The organism is Bradyrhizobium sp. B120 (assembly GCF_049075665.1).
Lineage (GTDB): Bacteria > Pseudomonadota > Alphaproteobacteria > Rhizobiales > Xanthobacteraceae > Bradyrhizobium.
Genome location: NZ_CP185242.1, coordinates 7,271,065 through 7,285,708, shown reverse-complemented (window position 1 = coordinate 7,285,708; position 14,644 = coordinate 7,271,065). Strand labels below are relative to the sequence as shown.

Genomic DNA, 14,644 nt, shown 5'->3' with positions numbered 1-14,644 from the left:
ACGCGAACCGGTGTCCACTTCGCTCGAAAACGCTCTACCGGCCGTCCTCGACCTCGGTCTCCGGGCGGTCGTTGCCGGAGGCGGTTTCGGTCAGCCATTTGCCGTCCGACGTCTCGTACTGGATCGCCTCGGTGCGCCCGGGAACGCGCTGCTCGTTGGCGGCGCGCCGGGCGGCGGCAAGCGCCGCGGCATGGCTTGGAAACGGTTCCGAGAACACCCCGTTGACGGTATAGGCCCAGCCGCCATCGTGCTGGACGACCTTGTAGATCACGTGGCTCATCCGGGACCTCGTTTCCATCGTGGACGATGAGGCTGCCAGAATAGACCACGATGTCGTATTTTGCAGCAGCCGATCGTCTTTGAGCAACAAGCCCCGAGGTGCGGGCGAGGGAGACCGACATGTGCCGCAATATCAAGACGCTGTTCAACTTCGAGCCGCCCGCCACCGAGGACGAGATCCACGCCTCGGCGCTGCAATTCGTGCGCAAACTGTCCGGCTTCAACAAGCCGTCGCAGGCCAATGAGGCCGCCTTCAACCTTGCCGTGACCGAGGTCTCGGACGCCGCGCGCAGGCTCCTGATTTCGTTGCAGACCACGTCGCCGGCGCGCGATCGCGAGATCGAGGCGGAGAAGGCGAGGGAGCGTTCGCGGCTGCGGTTCGGCTGAGGCGAGGCTGAGGCTCGCGCATTTCGTGATGCAGGTCACGGTGCGGCGCCACGCCCGCGGGCACTATGGCCGTTCCCCCGGTCCTGGAGCAAACGCCATGAAGCCTGCCGCCCTGCTCACATTCTGTTCGGTTGCGTTTGCCGTGCTCTGGACCTGCGGCATGCTGTGGTCGAGCGGCACGATCGACCTCGCCAACGTCATCATCCTGTCGGCCTGCGGGGCGTTCGCGGGTGTTGCCTGGTACTACGCGATGCGCTGGGTCTTCCAGCTCATGCAGCTCGCCCGGCCGTCCGATCCTCCAGCCAATCCCGGCGCGGAGCGGTGAGCATCGAGCGCGACACGGATTTCGCTGGCCGTGTCGCTGCGTGATGACAGGAAGGGTTACTTCTTGTCCTTCTTGCGGTGCTTCTTCTTTTTCTTGTGATCGTCGTCCTCGTCGTCATCCTCAGCGAAATCGATCGCGTCGACGTCAAGGGCGATCGCCTCGGCTGCCGCGCGCTCGGCGGCATCGCGTTCGGCGAGCTCGGCGGCTTCACGCTCCTTGGTGCGCTTGTAGTCTTCCCAGGCGTCGAAGATCATGTGCAGCCACGGCATCACCTGCTCGATCGACGGCAATTGGCCGGGCGGGCCGGCTTCACCGCGCGGGCCGGCCGGACCCTGCGGGCCCTGTTGACCAGCTTCGCCGCGCGGACCCTGCGCGCCAGCCTTGCCTTGCGCCCCCGGCTTGCCCTGGGGGCCGGCCTTTCCGACCACGCCGGCCTTGCCCTGCGGACCCGGCTTGCCCCGCGCACCTTCCGGCCCCGGCCGCCCCGGATGTCCCTGCGGTCCGGGCTTTCCCGGCTCGCCCTGACGGCCCTGCGGCCCCTGCGCCCCTCGTGACCCCTGGCGGGAAACTGTCTCGTCAGCCACTGCTATGCTCCGTCGCGATTTGAAGCCGCTTGTAACAGAGGTTGGAGCACGGCTTCAATTCTGCCTGCCGACGCCGATGCAAGCGATCAACAGTCATAATTCCATGCGCATATGACAACGGAGGGCGTGTTGCGGGTTCTGGAGGGCATGTACCGCGAAGCCGCGGGCGAACCGCAACCGCTCGACATCGTCGTGACGCGACACGATGTGCTTGACGAAGCGGCCTTTCGCAGCACGGGTGTGCTCGAGCTCTATGAAGAGCTGTTTCCAGCGAGCGAGCGCGACAGCGCGAACGACATTGTGCGCTGGCTGTTGTCGGATGATGTCGGCGAACGGCGTCACTTCAGCGTCTGCGGCGAGGAGATGTCGTATCGTCTCGACTCGCGCTGCCTCATCCTGCGCGCCGGCGCCACGCGCGCGGTCGGGCTCGGCTTCTTCACCTACGATCACGCAAGCGGCCTGATCTTCTGCAACCACGTCGGCATCGCGAAGGCGTGGCGCGGCGGCGGCCTGGCGCGCGCGTTCTATCGCGAGATGGTCGCCATGCTGGATGCGCTGTTTCCGTGCAACATTGGCGTGGTGCTCGAGGTCGAGCCATTCGATCGCGATCGCGTGGCCGCGATCATGTCCGACCTCGAGCGGACGGGCAGGCGGCAGCTCGCGGCGGGCGAGCAGGACGAGATCCGCCGATTGCTGCGCGTAAACTGGTACGACAAGCTCGACTATGCCGTGTTCTGCGACGCGCGCACGATGCGGCCACTCGCGTGCCGCTCGCCATGTCTTGATCCGTCTCCGCCGTCATCGGATTGGGCAAATGGAGAGGAGAACTATTGGCTGATGTGGCAGGCGCGGACCGGCGCGGCCTCTGCGGAGGTGCGCGCAGGTCAACTCTGGCACAAGGCTGCCACCGCGATCTATGTCGAGATCCTGGCAAAATCCCTGGTCGCGCCGGATCCGAACGGCCGGCGCGACTATTGGGATTATGCGACCGCACTGGTGGGCCAGACGCTGCAATTGACTGCGGCGACCCACGTGCATCTCGCACCCTGCCTCGGCGAGGACGACAGAGCGTTGCTGTCGCGCTGGCGGCGTCTTGCGATCGATCTACCGATCTGATCCCTACGCCGCGGCGTGCTCGCTGTGCGGCACGTCGATGCCATCGGCCGAATATTCGCGGATCTTGTTCCGCAAGGTCCGGACCGAAAGTCCGAGCACGCGCGCGGCTCGGGTGCGATTGCCGTCACAGCGCGCGAGCGTTTGCAGCACCAGTTCCCGCTCGACTTCATCGACGGTCGCGCCGATCAGCAATGGGACGATTTCATTTGGAGCCAGCGACGGCAGCAGTGCTTCCGGCGATGGTACGGTGGACGCGTAAGACATGAACTCCTCCCGATCAACGCCCGCCTCGTCGATGAGGCGGAGACATCGAGAAACCAACTACCCCGTAGATCCACGGTGTGCCGGTTTGGTTAACAATTCCTTAACGCGCCGCTAACTCCCTGCTTTGTAAGCAAAATACCCAGAAATCGCCACGATTGCGGTTCCATCCGTCACAGTGTCCGGTAGCCGCCATCGACCATCACGATCGATCCCGAGACATAGGCCGAGAGGTCTGAGGCGAGGAAGATCGCGGGGCCGACGATGTCCTCGGGCTTGCCGGCGCGGCCGAGCGGGGTGTGGTCCATGAAGACTTTCACGAGGTCGGGATTGCTGGCGCGCACCTTCTCGTTCAGCGGCGTCTCGATGAAGCCGGGGCCGATCGCGTTGACGCGCACGCCGTCCTTGCCGAGCTCGGCGGCCAATGCCTTGGTGAAGCCGAGCACGCCGTGCTTGGAGGCGGTGTAGGCCGGCGAGCTCGGGGTGCGCAAATGCACGAAGGACTGGATCGAACCGATATTGACGATGCGTCCCTTGTTCTTGCGCAGCGGTGCGAGGAAGGAATGCGTCACGTTGAAGACGCCGGTGAGATTGATCGAGATGATGTCTTCCCAATCCTTGATCACGGCCTCGTCGGCACCGAGCATGCCGTTGCGGCGCGCGATGCCGGCATTGTTGACCAGGATCGAGACGGGTCCGACCTTGTCGGCGATTTGCTTCGCCATCGCGATGCAGGCGTCGAGATTGGTCACGTCGAGCGCAAAGCTCTCCGCCTTGCCGCCGGCGTTCCGGATCTCCTTGGCCGCTTCCGCCGCCGCATCGCCGTTCATGTCGAGCAGCACCACGCGCGCACCCTCGCGGCCGTAGCCCGCGGCGATCGCACGGCCGATGCCCGAGCCCGCCCCCGTGATGACGGCGATGTGATTGTCGAGAAGGGCCATGGTGTTTCCTCGTTCTGATTTATGAGCGTTGTCGACAACACTATTCAAAACTGCGCCAACCGAAACGCCAAGCCGCGTTTGCGCGTTGCTGTTATCCGGATTCGGATGACAGTACGGACCGATCATGGACCAGCATATCAGACAGTGGAAGGTCGCGATCGCGCGCTTCTGCGCGGCGACTGATCCCGACTATCGCGAAATGGCCAAGATGATCGCCGAGATCGCCACGACCGACATCGACGACACGCTGCGGCATGCGGCCGCACAGGTGCTGCCGATCCTGCGCCAGGCGGCGCTGAAATCGGCCGACCGCCGGACCAGATCGATGGCGCTGCGCCGTCTCGGCATCGTCAGCGATGCGCTACACATGCTGTCCGCGCCGCAATTCGGCCGGCGTGGCTTGACGCCGAAGGCGCTGACGCAGGAAGAGCGCTGCCGGCAATTGCTTGGCCTGCCGTTCGGCCGGCGCCTCGCGGCGACCGAGGTCCACCAGGCGTTCAAGCGCGCCGCCAAGACGGTGCATCCCGACGGTGGCGGCAACGGCCCGGCATTCCTCGAGCTCGCCGCTGCGCGTGACGTGCTGATCAAGCATCATTGACGCGCGATGGCGTCATGGCCTGACGGCGCAAGGGCGGACGCCGCGTTGTTGCCGCGTGTCCGCCCTGTGCGTGATCGGGGGCGCTCAGAACGAGCAGGTGCCGTTGTTGAGGAGGCCGGTCTTGTAGCTGAACGCAGCGTCGAAGGTCGGCAGCTCCTCGCTGACGACGGCGAAGTTCGCCGGCCACGGCGTGGTCGGAATGCTCTGGTCCCAGATCTGGCAGAAACCGGTGTCCTGCCAACGGATCAGATGATAGGGCGTGGCGCTGGCCGGGCTTGCCGCGGCAAGCACGGACACAGTGGCGGCGATGGCGGCACAGGCAATCGCAAGACGACGCATGGAAAATCTCCGGTTTGAAAAAGTGAATGCTCCGCGGGGAAATCCTGGAGCTCAGGGGCCGATCGCCCCGGACATGCAGTGAGTGTTGCAACCCCTGGAACAGGTTCAACGCCGCTTGCGCGGACATTCCCGTCACCAATGGGCGCCTGATGTGCCAAATTGCGCCGGACGACGCGCTTGCTACAGTCGGCGCGTTGCGATTCGCGCCCGCGTCGCGACGCGAGCAAATCGACGTGAGCAAATCCCGGGGAGACCGCACATGAAACTTTCATCCACCCTTCGCGCCGCGCTGGTCGCATTGATGGCCTTCACCGGCCTCGCGTTCTCCACCGCAGCGCGCGCCGACAGCGGCTTCGTGACGCTCACGATCTACAAGGCCGGATGGTTCATCGGCGGCTCCGGCGGCAGCGGCGTGCTGACGTTCCGCGGCCGCTCCTATCGGCTGTCCACCGGCGGTCTCGACTACGGCCTGGTGTTCGGCGGCTCGAAGACCGTGCTGCGCGGCCGCGTCAGCAACATCAACCGTCCATCCGACGTTGCCGGCGTCTATGGCGCGGCGGGCGCCGGGCTTGCCCTCGGCCGCGGCGCGCGCGCGATCGTGCTGACCAACCAGAAAGGCGCGGTACTCGAATTGACCGGCCACCAGGTCGGCCTGATGGCCAACGCCGATCTGAGCGGGCTTGCGATCACGATGCGGTAGAGTTGACGGTGTGGAGCGGCGCCAGCGACAGCTGATCGTTGAGCCGGATTCAGACCATCCCCGTCATCCTGAGGAGGCCGCAACGCGGCCGTCTCGAAGGATGAATCGGCCACCAGCGGGGCCGTCGATCCTTCGAGGCTCGCTTCGCTCGCACCTCCAGCGACAATGGCATAGCCATTGCGCGGGGATGACGGGGCTAGAGCATTATCGCCCCGTTCCAATTCCATCGGAACGGAAATGGCCCCAGGGGCCAGCGTACGCCTGCGCAATTTCGGAATATTGGAAGCGTATCCGTGAGTTGCCCGACGTGTCAAGTCGGGCGCCGGCCACCGCCGGCTACTGTGCATGGGGTTGTTTTTCGATATTTTGTCTAGCTGATGGCGCGAGCCGCCTCGGTCCAGGCCGGGACCGCGTGGCGCTCACTTGAACAGATGCAGCGCTGCGTATTGCAGCAGCATGATGGTCTTGCCGTCGACGATGCGGCCATCGCTGATCATGGCGAGCGCGTCGTCGATCGCAAGCTCCAGCACCTCGATGTCCTCGCCCTCGTCGGCGAGCCCGCCGCCATCGCCGATGCGCATCGTGGCGTCGTATTCGGCGACGAAGAAATGCAGCTTCTCGGTCACCGCGCCCGGCGTCATGAAGGCTTCGAACACCTTGCGCACATGCGCGAGCCGGTAGCCGATCTCTTCCTCCGCCTCGGCGCGGATGCGCATCTCCGGCGCGGCATCGTCGAGCATGCCGGCGGCGGCCTCGATCAGGAGATCGTCATAGCCGTTGGCGAACGCGGGATAGCGGAACTGGCGCACCAGCACCACGGTGCGGGTCTTGAGATTGTAGGGCAACAGCGCCGCGCCGTTGCCGCGGTCATAGACCTCGCGCACCTGGGTCTGCCATTCGCCGTTGCTACGGCGGTAGTCGAATGTCGCGCTCTTCAGCTCGTAGCGGCGCTTCGACAGCAGCTGGACGTCCTTGACGCGGACGCGGTCGGCGATGCTCATGCGTCGATCCTCAATTCCGTTACGACGTCGCTTCGCGACCGTCGAGCCATTTGGCCAGCATCACCGAGGTCGACTCCTCATAGCCGAGCGATTGGTAGAATGCGCCGGCCTTGGCGTTCTCCCGCCGTACCAGCAATTGCAGCTTCGGCACGCCGGCATTGCGCAGCCAGTCCTCGGCCGCCGCCATGATGGTGCGGCCAAGCCCCTTGCCCTGGAGGTTGGGGTCGACCGCGACGTAGTAGACCCAGCCGCGATGGCCGTCATGACCGACCATCGCGGTTGCGACGATCGTGTCCGAGCTGCGGCCGACCAGCACGGCCGAGCTCGGTCCGCGCCGCGCCTGCGCGATGTCGGCAGTAGGATCGTTCCACGGCCGGGTCAGGCCGCACGCCTGCCACAGCGCGACGACAGCGGCGACGTCGGCGTCGGTGATCTCTGCAATGGCGAGAGAGGAGGGCATTGTCGCCTGCACGGTCACAGCACCTTGCCCGGGTTCATGATGCCGAGCGGATCGAGCATCGCCTTGACCTGCCGCATCAGCTCGATCGCGACCTTGTCCTTGACGTCGGGCAGCTCGTCGCGCTTGAGCACGCCGATGCCGTGCTCCGCCGAGATCGAGCCGCCCATCCGCAGCACGATCTCGAACACGACGGCATTGACGTCGTGCCAACGCGCCAGGAAGTCGGCCGCATTGGCGCCGACCGGCTGGCTGACATTGTAGTGGATGTTGCCGTCGCCGAGATGGCCGAACGGCACCGGCCGCGCGCCAGGGATCAGCTTCACGACCGCTGCATTGGCCTCCGCGATGAAGGCGGGAACGGCCGCGACCGGCACCGAGATGTCGTGCTTGATCGAGCCGCCCTCCGGCTTCTGCGCCGCCGACATCTCATCGCGCAGTTTCCAGAACGCCTGGCGCTGGCTCAGATTGGCGGCGATGACGGCGTCATCGACGATGCCGTCCTCCATGCCCTGGGCGAGGATCGCCTCCAGCGCGTCGCGGGCATCGTCGCGCGACGACGACAATTCCATCAGCACGTACCAGGGATGCTTGCTCTCAAGCGGATCGCGGATATCGATGCCGTGGCGGATCGAGAAATCGACCGCGATGTCGGCGAGCAATTCGAAGCTCGTCAGGCTGCCCGCCGCCTCGTTGCGCGAGATCGACAGCAGCTTCAATGCCGCCGCCGGCGACTTCAGGCCGACATAGGCGGTCTCGACCGCGCGCGGCTTCGGAAACAGCCTCAACGTTGCGGCGGTGATGATGCCGAGCGTGCCTTCGGCGCCGATGAAGAGGTTGCGCAAATCGTAGCCGGTGTTGTCCTTCTTCAGCTTGGACAAAGCGTTGAGCACGCGGCCATCCGCGAGGACGACCTCGACGCCGAGGGCCATCTCGCGCGCCACGCCATAGGCGAGCGCTCCGGTGCCGCCGGCATTGGTCGAGAGGTTGCCGCCGATGGTGCAGCTGCCTTCCGCGCCGAGCGACAGCGGGAACAGCCGGTCGACGTCGGCTGCCTTCTGCTGCGCGATTTGCAGCACTACGCCGGCCTCGCAGGTCATGGTGTTGGATTCGACATCGATGTCGCGGATGTTGTCGAGCCGCCGCAGCGACACCACGACCTCGCCATGATGCGGTGTCTGGCCGCCGACCAGGCCGGTGTTGCCGCCCTGCGGCACCAGCGCGATCCTGTGCTCGCTCGCAAGCTTGCAGATCGCAGCGACTTCGGCGGTCGAGCCCGGGCGCAGCACCAGCGGCGAGCGGCCGTGAAACAGGTCGCGCTCCTCGGTGACGTAAGGCTCGATGTCGGCGGCATCGGTCACGGCATATTTGTCGCCGACGATAGCGCGGAACTTTGCAAGCAAATCGGGCGGAAGCGGCGGCACCGCTGATTGGACGATGTTCATTTTTTCTTGGTCTTTCACTCAGTCGGGATCTTTATTGATGCATGACCTCTGCGCAAACGCTTCGCGTTTGTCGCGGCGAAAACCGGCTCGCACCTTTCCGGGTCATGCTTGTTACCGCCCAACCGCTGCGCGGCGCAGCCGGTCATTGATGGCTTCGCCCAACCCGTCCTCGGGAATGGGCATCACGGCGATAGCATCTGCGTTTCTCGTGTCGAGCGTGCGAAGGTAGCCGAACAGATTGGCGGCGGCCTCGGCGAGATCGCCGCGCTCGGACAGGTTCATCTCCACCGAGGCGCATTCGCGCCGCCCGACCTTGGCCGGTCCGAACGCCAGCAAGGCTTCGCCGACATGGACGTCGCTGGCATTGAGCCGGACTGGTGTCCGCGGCGCATAATGCGAGGCCAGCATGCCGGGGGCGATCGGCTGAGCGTCGCCTTCCGCATCGGGCGGCGGCGATTGCAGCGGATGGCCGAGCACGCGCTCGATCTCGGCGCGCGTCAGCCCGCCCGGCCGCAGCAGCACGGGATCGGAGAAACAGCCGACGATGGTGGATTCGACGCCGACCTCGACCGGGCCGCCGTCGACGATCATGTCGATCCGGCCGGCCAGATCGCCGTTCACATGCTCGGCCGTCGTCGGCGAGACATGGCCGGAGAGATTGGCCGATGGCGCTACCACAGCACCGCCGAACGCCTTGATGATGTCGCGCGCCACCTTGTGGGCTGGAATGCGTATCGCGACCGTATCGAGCCCGGCGGTCGCGAGCTCGGCAACCGGGCAGGAGAGCGCCTTCGGCAGCACCAGGGTGAGGGGACCGGGCCAGAACGCTTCCGCGAGGCGCAAGGCCTGCCCGTCGAACAGGGCGATCCGGCGCGCGGCGCCGAGATCGGCGACATGGGCGATCAGCGGATTGAAGGCCGGCCGGCCCTTGGCCTGGTAGAGCCGGGCGATCGCGGCAGCGTTGCCGGCGTCGGCGCCGAGGCCATAAACCGTCTCGGTCGGAAACGCCACCAGGCCGCCCTCGGCCAGAACCCCGGCCGCGGTCGCCGTGGCGGCGGCGCCGGCGGGCAAAATGTGCGTTTTCAGGCCTGTATCCACTGTGACTCAATTCCTCAATTGGTTGCCTGTGGTCCCTTGCGGTCCCCGAAACCCGACGCTATAAGCCGGCCTCTTAGTCGGAGTGTGGCTCAGCCCGGTAGAGCACTGCGTTCGGGACGCAGGGGTCGCAGGTTCGAATCCTGCCACTCCGACCATTCTTTCAAGCACTTATAGTTTCTGCGTTTTTTGTGTGCAACGAAATGCGCATCGATTTGCGGCGCGGCAGCCATGTCCGTCGATTCGATTCGACGCCGCTCGGAACCTGATACGCGACGATTGTTGGGCGCGAGGGTAAAGGCGCCTGACGTGATGTTGCGTAGCACGTCACCAAGCACCAGAAGGCCTCCCGTCGGACCTGTCAGCCGATCCTGGCCGACATCAAAGCACGAATAGCCCGTGGCGAGTAGTGCTCAACGTGCCGTCGCAAATGCTGACATCGCGTTTGTCAGGGGTTGCCGACCTCGAAGGCCAGCAGAACGTTGCCGGGCAGGCCGCCCCATTGCGCGTAGCCGGAATTGACATACAGCATGCCGTCGACGACGACCGCGCCGGGGCCGTCCATGGCGCCGCCACGGGCCGGAACGCCATTCACCGTGGTGTAGTCGCGCGCGGTGTCGATCTCCCAAAGCAGCCGCGCATCATCGGTGGCGTAGGCGCGCAAGAAGCCGCTCACGCCACCCGAGAAGACGACGCCGGGAATGAGGGTGATTGCTGCGGAGAGGGCGGGACTGCACTGGGGGCGATCGCCACAGGCAACCGGCGCCACCTGCATCGCGATTTTCCCGGTCGCAAGATCAAGTCCGAACAGGCCACCGCCCTCGCTTGAGTTGAGACGCCTCGAGCCGTCCCTCAGGAACCGCACGTCCGAGTTGGCGACATAGATTCGCTCCTGGTCCGCGGCGGAGCCCCACTCGGTTCCTCCCAAAGGGCCACCTTGGCCGATCCGCGTCTGCCACAGGATCTTGCCCTCATGGTCGGGATCGAGTGCATGCACCACGCCGGATTTCTGGCCGATCACCAGCACGCGTTGTCCGGCATGCAAGGTCACCAGAATGGGCGATTGTCCGAAGTCGTGGTCGGGACCGCGGTCCTGCGGACAGTTGCTCTGGTCGGTGCCGAAGCACGCCACAACGAAGCTGTCCTTCGGCGTCGCCTGCTGATGCCAGAGCATTCGCCCGGTCGCGAGATCGAACGCGAGGATGGCATCGCTGGTGTCGGTTGCCGGGTCGGCATAGCTGTTCGATGTCGCGACATAGAGCGCCTGGCGCTGAACATCGATCGTCGGCGCGGACCAGACCGACGCGCCGGCCGGACCGAACAGCTGGGTCCCGATCGCGTTCGTCCTTGTGGGATGCGGTGCTTCAGGGATGGTGTAGGTCTTCCAGATCTGCGCACCGGTTTCGGCCTTCAGCGCAACGACGCTGCCGCGAAACGTGCAGCACTGGTAGGTGGGCCGGGATCCCGTGGCCTCCTCGATCGATGACACCCCGACATAGACAACGCCGGAATGGAACGTTGGCGCGCCGGTAATCCGGGCGGCCAGATGATCCTCGACCCTACTCTTCCAGATCAACGCGCCGGTCGCAGCATTCACGGCGTAGACATTGGCGAGCACATCGCCAAAGACGATGGCGGACTGGCCATTATCCATCGGGACAAGACTGATGGCCGCCCTGACCGCTGCGTCGGTCGGAAACACCCAGCGGGTGCATCCGGTCTTGGCGTCGAGGGCGTGGACCTTGCGGTCGCCGCCGCCGACAAACAGCAAGCCGCCGATGACCGTCGGCTGAGCGTAGGCAGTGGACGTGTTAGGAAACCCGAAGGCCCACTTCAGACGCAGCCGCGGGACCTGGTCTGGCGTGAGGCCGGCCATCGCCGCCGGCTGAGACCGGCTATTGTTGAGATCCACGCCCCAGCCGTTCCACCGTGGCCCATCGATCGCTTGCGGGAAACCGGTCTCGCCCTGCGCGCATTGGCCCGCACTGTCGGCCGACGCATGCGAAGCGGCCTTGCCGGTGACGAGTGAGGCGATCGCCGCCCGCTCGTCGGTGCTCAGCCCCTGCGCGAAGGATGACATCGCGCCTGTGGTGATCGCACCCAGAACCTCATCGAACGACTTCGATTGCAGCGCGGCCCGGCTCGGCGCGCGGATATCCGTGTTGCTGCTGTCGTGACACTGCGCGCAGCGTTGCGCGTAGAGGGCGGCTCCGCCTTGCTGCGCTGTCGCAGGAAGGCACGACCAGATCAGGACGACGGCAATCGCAGCACTCAGTTTCATCGCGGTTCACCGGCGTTGGCTTTGATGAGATGAGCGACTGCAGCGTAGCACAACCTGCCGGCTTCCATTGCGCATGGGGAGGCCGGAGGCGTGTGCCGGGCGGTGCCGGGCCTGATCGCGACCGGCCGCCCCCAATTCGAGCGCCTGACGGCGTGATCTCCCATTGACAGGCTGCCCGATGTGATAGAATTATAACACAATAAGTTGCAAAAATAACAAGATGTCATCATCGCATCAGCGTTCCGCGCGGCGATGGGAGGAAAATGGAATTGTCCGGTTCGATCGCGGCAGAGCCTCAGCCGTCGGCGTCGCTTTTGACGGTCGGTGGCATCAGCAAGCGCTTCGGCGGCGTGCGCGCGCTGCGCGACGTCAACCTCGAGGTCGTCTCCGGCGAGGTGCACGCGCTGCTGGGCGAGAACGGCGCCGGAAAATCCACGCTGATCAAGATCCTCAGCGGCGTTCATGCCGCCGACAGCGGCACCATCGAGATCGCCGGCAAACCGGCGACGTTCGACAGCCCGGCAAGATCGCGCGAAGCGGGGATCGCCGTCGTCTATCAGGACCTCAGCCTCGTCGAATCCCTGAGCGTCGCCGACAATCTGTTGCTCGGCCGCGAGCCGCGCGCGCGGTTCGGCTTCGTCCGGAAGCGCGAACTGATGGCCCGGGCCGAGGCGTTCCTGGGCGAACTCGGCATTCCCCTCGATACCAAAGCGACGGTGGGCTCGCTGCCGTTCGCTTACCGCCAGATGACGGAGATCGCCAAGGCGTTGATGGGCGAGGTGCGGCTCTTGATCCTGGATGAGCCGACATCCTCGCTGACGTCGGACGAGGTCCGCATCCTGTTCGATGCGATCGGCAAGGCGACGCGCCGCGGCGTCGGCGTGATCTATGTGACCCATCGGCTCAACGAGGTGTTCGAGATCTCGCAGCGTGTCACCGTGCTGCGCGATGGCGCCAACGCCGGCACGTTCGTCACCGCCGATACCGACATGAAGCGGCTGGTGAACGCCATCATCGGCACCGATCGATTGGCGCCGGCAGCATCGCGCGCCGCGCCCGCGGCAACGCGTGCGTTCGATCCGTCGCCGGTTCTGTCCCTGTCGGGCGTGTCGAATGACCGGCTGTCGGCCGTCGACTTGTCGGTGATGAAGGGGGAGATCCACGGCCTTGCCGGATTGATCGGCAGCGGGCGCACGGAGATTCTGGAGACGATCTTCGGACTTCGGCCGGCCGAGCGCGGCACGCTCGAGATCGAGGGCCGGCCGTGGCTGCCGAACAGCGCGGCCGATGCAATTGATCAGGGCGTCGCGCTGGTGCCGGAGGATCGGCACGTGCAGGGCCTGGTGCTCGACCATTCGATCGAGCGCAACATCACCTTGCCGCGGATTCCGCATTTCTCGCGCTGGGGCTTCATGCAGCAGCGCGCCGCTGCCCGCCGCGCGGAGGCCGCGGTCGCGCGGCTTTCGGTGAAGGCGCACGGCGCTTCCAGCCTGGTCAGGACGCTGTCCGGCGGCAACCAGCAGAAGGTCGTGTTCGGAAAATGGAACGATCCGCGGCCGCGCGTGCTGCTGCTGGACGAACCGACGGTCGGCGTCGACGTCGGCGCACGCGAGGAAATCTACGGCGTGATCCGCAACGCCGCCCGCGACGGCAGCGGCGTCCTGATCGTCTCCTCGGATCTCGTCGAACTGATCGAGCTCTGCGACCGCATCTCCGTGATCGTCGATGGACGCGTGGCGCGAACGCTTGCGCGCGGCGAGATCGACGATGCCGAAGAGCTCCACCATCTCCTGCAGATGTACCAGGCCTCCGGACAAGGCGTATTGCAAGAGCTGCCCGCATGACCGAACTGACCGCGCCCAATGTCGTCGCCTCGTCGACCCGAACCGATCGTCGCCGCAAGCTGCTGCAGAACCTGTTGCGCGGCGAGCGGCCCTACATGCTGTACATCGCCTTCGTCGTGCTGCTGGTCGTGTTCAGCCTGTCCTCGCCCTGGTTCCTGTCGCTCGACAATTTCCTCAATATCGGACGCCAGACGACGCTGGTGTCGATCATCGCGGTCGGCATGACCTTCGTGATCATCGCACGCCAGATCGATCTGTCGGTCGCATCGACATTGGCGCTATCAGGCATGGCGGCGGCGCTCGCCATGAGCCAGATCAGCAACAGCTGGATCGTCGGCGCGATTGCCGGGCTCGGCACCGGCGCCTTGGTCGGACTGATCAACGGCATTCTGACCACGCAGCTTTCGATCCCGTCGTTCCTGGTCACGCTGGGATCGCTGAGCATGGCGCGGGGGCTGGCGATGATGGTGACCAACACCAAGCCGGTCATCATCACCAACGAGACTTACTTTGCGATCTTCGGCGAAGGCACGTTCCTGGGCATCCCCGTTCCGATTGCCTGGACGCTGGTGGCGATGATCGTCGGCATCCTGCTGCTGCACTACAACGTGTTCGGCCGCCGCATCTATGCGGTCGGCGGCAATCCGACCGCGGCGCTTTATTCCGGCATCAACACCAAATGGGTGACGACGGCGGCCTTCGTGCTGACCGGCGCGCTGGCCGGGCTTGCGGCGCTGGTGCTGTCGGCGCGCTCGCATGCTGCGCGGCCCGACGTCGTGCAGGGGATGGAGCTCGACGTCATCGCCGCCGTGATCCTCGGTGGCTGCAGCCTGTTCGGCGGGCGCGGCTACATCCTGGGAACGCTGTTCGGCAGCCTCATCATCGGCACGCTCAACAACGGCCTCGTGCTGCTGGGCGTCAGCTCGCCGATGCAGCTCGTCATCAAGGGAGCGATCATCGTGGCCGCGGTCGCCTTCACGAAACGCTAGAG

The 14,644-nt window shown here is 65.4% G+C and carries 17 protein-coding genes and 1 tRNA gene; 8 read left to right on the top strand and 10 right to left on the bottom strand.

Going from position 1 to position 14,644, the window contains the following annotated elements:
* Positions 1–34: 34 nt before the first annotated feature.
* A complete protein-coding gene (locus ACOIX3_RS33860; protein ID WP_097672852.1) occupies positions 35–280 on the bottom strand; it encodes a DUF2188 domain-containing protein in 246 nt (81 codons plus the stop codon).
* Between the two features lie 119 nt (positions 281–399).
* Here ACOIX3_RS33860 and ACOIX3_RS33855 point away from each other — a divergent pair, with 119 nt between their 5' ends.
* Positions 400–666, top strand: a complete 267-nt coding sequence (locus tag ACOIX3_RS33855) for a DUF2277 domain-containing protein (RefSeq protein ID WP_375776441.1) — start codon at positions 400–402, stop codon at positions 664–666.
* Positions 667–763: 97 nt separating this feature from the next.
* Positions 764–991 (top strand): hypothetical protein, encoded by a 228-nt coding sequence (locus ACOIX3_RS33850; RefSeq protein ID WP_420966383.1) that lies wholly within the window; start codon positions 764–766, stop codon positions 989–991.
* A gap of 56 nt (positions 992–1,047) precedes the next feature.
* On the opposite strand, the gene ACOIX3_RS33845 is transcribed toward ACOIX3_RS33850, so the two are convergent.
* Positions 1,048–1,575: a collagen-like protein gene (locus ACOIX3_RS33845; RefSeq protein ID WP_420966381.1), complete on the bottom strand. Its 528-nt coding sequence runs from the start codon at positions 1,573–1,575 to the stop codon at positions 1,048–1,050.
* 129 nt (positions 1,576–1,704) lie between these two features.
* On the opposite strand from ACOIX3_RS33845, the gene ACOIX3_RS33840 reads away from it, so the two are divergent.
* On the top strand, positions 1,705–2,691 hold the full coding sequence (locus ACOIX3_RS33840) for a hypothetical protein (protein ID WP_420966379.1): 987 nt from the start codon (positions 1,705–1,707) through the stop codon (positions 2,689–2,691).
* 3 nt (positions 2,692–2,694) lie between these two features.
* On the opposite strand, the gene ACOIX3_RS33835 is transcribed toward ACOIX3_RS33840, so the two are convergent.
* Both ACOIX3_RS33835 and ACOIX3_RS33830 read right to left on the bottom strand, forming a co-directional pair.
* Positions 2,695–2,955, bottom strand: a complete 261-nt coding sequence (locus tag ACOIX3_RS33835) for a helix-turn-helix domain-containing protein (protein WP_021076090.1) — start codon at positions 2,953–2,955, stop codon at positions 2,695–2,697.
* Positions 2,956–3,125: 170 nt separating this feature from the next.
* Positions 3,126–3,893: an SDR family NAD(P)-dependent oxidoreductase gene (locus ACOIX3_RS33830; protein WP_420966378.1), complete on the bottom strand. Its 768-nt coding sequence runs from the start codon at positions 3,891–3,893 to the stop codon at positions 3,126–3,128.
* Positions 3,894–4,017: 124 nt separating this feature from the next.
* Here ACOIX3_RS33830 and ACOIX3_RS33825 point away from each other — a divergent pair, with 124 nt between their 5' ends.
* Entirely contained in the window at positions 4,018–4,491 is a 474-nt protein-coding gene (locus ACOIX3_RS33825) for a hypothetical protein (RefSeq protein WP_420966377.1), read from the top strand.
* Between the two features lie 84 nt (positions 4,492–4,575).
* Here the strand turns inward: ACOIX3_RS33825 and ACOIX3_RS33820 are convergent, their stop codons facing one another.
* The gene (locus ACOIX3_RS33820; protein WP_092124604.1) at positions 4,576–4,830 is read right to left on the bottom strand and encodes a hypothetical protein; all 255 of its coding nucleotides are present in this window, start codon (positions 4,828–4,830) and stop codon (positions 4,576–4,578) included.
* Between the two features lie 259 nt (positions 4,831–5,089).
* Between ACOIX3_RS33820 and ACOIX3_RS33815 the strand changes: the two genes are divergently transcribed.
* Positions 5,090–5,530 (top strand): hypothetical protein, encoded by a 441-nt coding sequence (locus ACOIX3_RS33815; protein ID WP_420966376.1) that lies wholly within the window; start codon positions 5,090–5,092, stop codon positions 5,528–5,530.
* Positions 5,531–5,949: 419 nt separating this feature from the next.
* Here the strand turns inward: ACOIX3_RS33815 and ACOIX3_RS33810 are convergent, their stop codons facing one another.
* The 4 genes from ACOIX3_RS33810 to ACOIX3_RS33795 form a co-directional block, all read right to left on the bottom strand.
* Positions 5,950–6,531, bottom strand: coding sequence for a GDP-mannose pyrophosphatase (locus tag ACOIX3_RS33810; protein ID WP_420966375.1), 582 nt, complete (start codon positions 6,529–6,531; stop codon positions 5,950–5,952).
* A gap of 19 nt (positions 6,532–6,550) precedes the next feature.
* Positions 6,551–6,991, bottom strand: a complete 441-nt coding sequence (locus ACOIX3_RS33805) for a GNAT family acetyltransferase (RefSeq protein WP_420966374.1) — start codon at positions 6,989–6,991, stop codon at positions 6,551–6,553.
* Positions 6,992–7,005: 14 nt separating this feature from the next.
* Positions 7,006–8,433, bottom strand: a complete 1,428-nt coding sequence (locus ACOIX3_RS33800; RefSeq protein WP_420966373.1) for an FAD-binding oxidoreductase — start codon at positions 8,431–8,433, stop codon at positions 7,006–7,008.
* A 111-nt stretch (positions 8,434–8,544) separates the two neighbouring features.
* The gene (locus ACOIX3_RS33795; RefSeq protein WP_212311615.1) at positions 8,545–9,531 is read right to left on the bottom strand and encodes an L-threonylcarbamoyladenylate synthase; all 987 of its coding nucleotides are present in this window, start codon (positions 9,529–9,531) and stop codon (positions 8,545–8,547) included.
* A 78-nt stretch (positions 9,532–9,609) separates the two neighbouring features.
* Here ACOIX3_RS33795 and ACOIX3_RS33790 point away from each other — a divergent pair.
* A tRNA-Pro gene (locus ACOIX3_RS33790) sits at positions 9,610–9,686 on the top strand.
* A 290-nt stretch (positions 9,687–9,976) separates the two neighbouring features.
* Here the strand turns inward: ACOIX3_RS33790 and ACOIX3_RS33785 are convergent.
* A complete protein-coding gene (locus tag ACOIX3_RS33785; protein WP_420966372.1) occupies positions 9,977–11,809 on the bottom strand; it encodes a PQQ-binding-like beta-propeller repeat protein in 1,833 nt (610 codons plus the stop codon).
* 263 nt (positions 11,810–12,072) lie between these two features.
* On the opposite strand from ACOIX3_RS33785, the gene ACOIX3_RS33780 reads away from it, so the two are divergent.
* Positions 12,073–13,653 (top strand): sugar ABC transporter ATP-binding protein, encoded by a 1,581-nt coding sequence (locus tag ACOIX3_RS33780; protein WP_420966371.1) that lies wholly within the window; start codon positions 12,073–12,075, stop codon positions 13,651–13,653.
* Positions 13,650–14,642, top strand: coding sequence for an ABC transporter permease (locus tag ACOIX3_RS33775; protein ID WP_420966370.1), 993 nt, complete (start codon positions 13,650–13,652; stop codon positions 14,640–14,642). Before ACOIX3_RS33780 ends, ACOIX3_RS33775 begins: the two co-directional genes overlap by 4 nt.
* The last annotated feature ends 2 nt before the right edge of the window (positions 14,643–14,644 follow it).